4 protein-coding genes are annotated in these 3,429 nt (G+C 56.2%); all 4 read left to right on the top strand.

All coding sequences use genetic code 11. The features are described 5' to 3' along the window. Nucleotides 1-81: 81 nt before the first annotated feature. On the top strand, nucleotides 82-477 hold the full coding sequence (locus tag VGE80_RS05470) for an acyl carrier protein (RefSeq protein ID WP_373653590.1): 396 nt from the start codon (nucleotides 82-84) through the stop codon (nucleotides 475-477). Nucleotides 478-801: 324 nt separating this feature from the next. Then, entirely contained in the window at nucleotides 802-1,308 is a 507-nt protein-coding gene (locus tag VGE80_RS05465) for a 3-hydroxyacyl-ACP dehydratase FabZ family protein (RefSeq protein ID WP_440591949.1), read from the top strand. A gap of 82 nt (nucleotides 1,309-1,390) precedes the next feature. After that, the gene (gene fabF / locus VGE80_RS05460; RefSeq protein WP_373653592.1) at nucleotides 1,391-2,671 is read left to right on the top strand and encodes a beta-ketoacyl-ACP synthase II; all 1,281 of its coding nucleotides are present in this window, start codon (nucleotides 1,391-1,393) and stop codon (nucleotides 2,669-2,671) included. Between the two features lie 21 nt (nucleotides 2,672-2,692). Further along, the coding region (locus VGE80_RS05455) for an alpha/beta hydrolase (RefSeq protein WP_440591948.1) at nucleotides 2,693-3,429 on the top strand (737 nt) is incomplete at its 3' end.

Here is a 3,429-nt window from a genome sequence, read left to right as displayed (position 1 = left end):
TATTTGAATTTGGGTGAAAATTAGAAATGAACTGCCGGAAGCCAATGTGGTCCGGCACGGCAGTTCTCAGGAGAATCTTGGATGCCATCTCACGACGAAATCTACGAAAAAGTAAAAGCGACACTGATCGACGCCCTGGGGGTCGATGACGACGATGTCACTCCCGCTTCACGCTTGAAAGCCGACCTGGGAGCGGAATCGATTGACTTCCTCGATATCGTCTTCCGTCTCGAAAAGAACTTCGGGATCAAGATTCCCCGCAACGAACTGTTCCCTGAAAGTCTGTTCGCCGCGGATTCCGGCTTCGCCGAAAACGGGAAAGTCACCGAAAAGGGTCTCAGCGAACTGCGAACCAAGCTGCCCCACGCAGACTCGGCCGCCATCGACAAGCTGGCTCAAGATCCCAAGGTCGAAAACGTCGAAGACCTGTTCACCGTCAACATGGTTGTGAACTTCCTCGCTTCGAAGCTGAACTAGTTCACGAGCATTCCAATGAGAACTGCTCTCATTGAACAAGCGATACCTCGCTGCTTCGGAGAAATCGACGAAGCAGCGAGATCCCTTTTTGCGCCGGTCTGACGGGCACGGGGATCAACGACTTTCTGCGTTCAGTGCCCTGGTCACGGCAATCGGCCCGCCCCAGTGCTCTGCGGAATGTCGCTCGCGCGCGAGATGATCAGCAGAAATAGACATTTACACGGAATTTGCCACACTGTCAGGAAAGACCGTTTGGGACATTGAGGGCCCTGCCCCCGTTCCAAATCGTGGCGACCCGACTGTCCGAGATGGATCAATAACATCATGCGCTGGATCTGGATTGACCGGTTTGTTGAATTTGCAGATGGCTCTCACGCCAAAGCGATCAAGAACATCACTTTGGCGGAAGATCATTTGCACGACCACTTTCCGGGCTTTCCCGTGATGCCTCCTTCACTGATGCTGGAAGGAATGGCACAGACCGGTGGCATCCTTCTCGGAAAAGTGAATGATTTCAACAAGGTTGTCATTCTGGCGAAGGTGCCAAGAATGACATACCACAGCTGGGCCATTCCCGGCGACACCCTGACCTATACCGCGAAGTTGATCGATGTGCGGGACGAAGGGGGCATGGTCGAAGCGACAGCCCACGTCGGCGATCGACTGGTGGCGGAAGGCGAAATCGTCTTCGCTCATGTCAGCGAGAATGTCGCTGGCGGAGTCCGAATCGATCAGAAGAATTTCGTTTTTTCCATGCGATTGCTGGGAGTGATGGATGTTGGAAAAGCGGGTGACGGAGCCAAAGACGATTCCACGTCAGGGAATCCGTAACTCCGTCGCAGTGCTCGCTTCCACGAGAATCAGCTAATCACGTCAGAGACATCCATCAAAGAATTTATTCTTGGAGTTCAACATGAGACGGCGAGTTGTCGTCACCGGTATCGGAGCTATCACCCCGATCGGTAATACTGTCGAAGAGATGTGGAAGTCACTCCAGGAAGCCAAGAGCGGAATCGGTCCGATTACGCACTTTGATGCTTCGCACTTCCCGACGACATTCGCCGCCGAAGTCAAAAACTTCGACCTCAAGAACTACGTCGATGATCCGCGACGGTTCGAGCATTGCGGCCTGAACATCCGGTTCGCCATTGGCGCAGCCCGTCAAGCGGTCGATGATTCCGGTGTCCTCGACAGCGTCGACCCGTCACGCTTCGGAATCTATCTGGGTGCGGGCGAAGGTCAGCAGGATTTTGCCCGCGTGATGAGCCTGATTGCCGAGTCACAGCACGACGGTCATGTCGACCTCGAAGCGTTCACTCGCGTCGGACTCACACGCCTGCACGCGCAGCAGGAACTGGAGCAGGAACCGAACATGCCGGCAGGCCATCTGGCCAGTCTGTTCGATGCACAGGGACCGAACCTGAACTGTCTGACCGCTTGTGCGGCATCCAGTCAGGCGATTGGCGAAGCGACCGAAATCATTCGCCGTGGCGACGCAGACGTCATGCTTTCGGGCGGTGCCCACAGCATGATTCACCCCTTCGGTGTGACGGGCTTCAACCTGTTAACCGCGCTGTCGACTCACAACAACGAGCCTCAGCGTGCCTCGCGTCCCTTCGACCGCGACCGGGACGGTTTCGTGCTGGGTGAAGGTGCGGGGATGGTGATTCTCGAAGAGCTCGAACACGCGAAGAAGCGCGGCGCCCGGATCTATGCAGAACTGGTCGGCTACGGTTCCACGGCGGACGCCTACCGCATCACCGATATTCATCCTGAAGGTCGGGGTGCTGTCGCCTGCATTAATATGGCGTTGCGCGACGCCAAGCTGAATGCCGAAGATATTCAGTATATCAATGCTCACGGCACCAGCACAGAAGTTAATGATAAGGTCGAGACCGCGGCGATCAAAACATCGTTCGGTCCCTCCGCGTACAAGACGCCCGTTTCCAGCATCAAGAGCATGATGGGCCACCTGATCGCCGCTGCTGGAAGCGTTGAAGCGATCACCTGCCTGTTGTCGATGCGAGACAACGTCTTGCCACCGACAATCAACTATGAGACTCCCGACCCTGACTGCGATCTGGACTACGTCCCCAATCAGGCTCGCGAGGCCCAGGTCCGTCGTACATTGTCGAACAGCTTCGGATTCGGTGGTCAGAACTGCTCATTGATATTCGCGGAATTTGAGAGTTAGTTCTGTCAGAGGAAATGACAATTGTTCTGGCTGTCAATTCTCGTGGCCAGCGTGGTCGCAGTGGATGTTATTGTCCAGTGCATCTATGTTCGCCTCGTGCTGCGGATCTTCGAAACGAAGCCTCCTTTCTCTGTCCCGCCTGTACCACGGGATCCGGCTGCGGAAGAGGTCTCGTTTCAAACCCGCGATGGAATTACTCTCCGGGGAAGCATCCACTTTAACGGCCAGAGCGTCCCTCGGGGTGTCATCCTTTTCTGCCCCGAACTCGAAGGGAGCCACTGGTCGGCATCGATCTACGCCCGCGGGTTGCTGGAAGCGGGGTTCAAGGTCGTCGCCTTCGATTTCCGAAATCAGGGTGAAAGCGGTTCCCTGCAGGGGTATTCCCCGCTGCACTGGGCCACCGAGTTTGAAGTGGAAGATGCCCTTTCGGCACTCCGCTTCATCGCCAGCCGACCAGACCTTAATCACCTGCCGCTGGGAGTGATGGGGGTCAGTCGTGGATCGACTCCCGCATTGATCGCTGCGGCCCGGTCAGAACGTGTGAAGGCCGTCTTCTGCGAGGGTGCCTATTCCACCGATGCCCTGCTGGTGCACTTTATTTCCCGCTGGGCAACACTCTACGTTCCCCGTGTCTTCCTGCCGCTGTTGCCGATGTGGCACATCCGCCTGACATCGGTCCTGGTTCGCTGGACCAGTCAACTTCTGCGGAAACGCCCCTATGTGGTTCTGGAGAACTGGCTGCAGCTGCTGAAAAATCG

This window comes from Schlesneria sp., assembly GCF_036405755.1.
Classification (GTDB): domain Bacteria; phylum Planctomycetota; class Planctomycetia; order Planctomycetales; family Planctomycetaceae; genus Schlesneria; species Schlesneria sphaerica.
Note: the sequence above shows the minus strand (reverse complement) of the source record. Positions and strands in the feature narration are given on the sequence as shown.

Coding starts and splice junctions, on each gene's coding strand:
- VGE80_RS05470 (WP_373653590.1), top strand. CDS start 82: ATGCCATCTCACGACGAAATCTACGAAAAAGTAAAAGCGACACTGATC.
- VGE80_RS05465 (WP_440591949.1), top strand. CDS start 802: ATGCGCTGGATCTGGATTGACCGGTTTGTTGAATTTGCAGATGGCTCT.
- fabF (WP_373653592.1), top strand. CDS start 1,391: ATGAGACGGCGAGTTGTCGTCACCGGTATCGGAGCTATCACCCCGATC.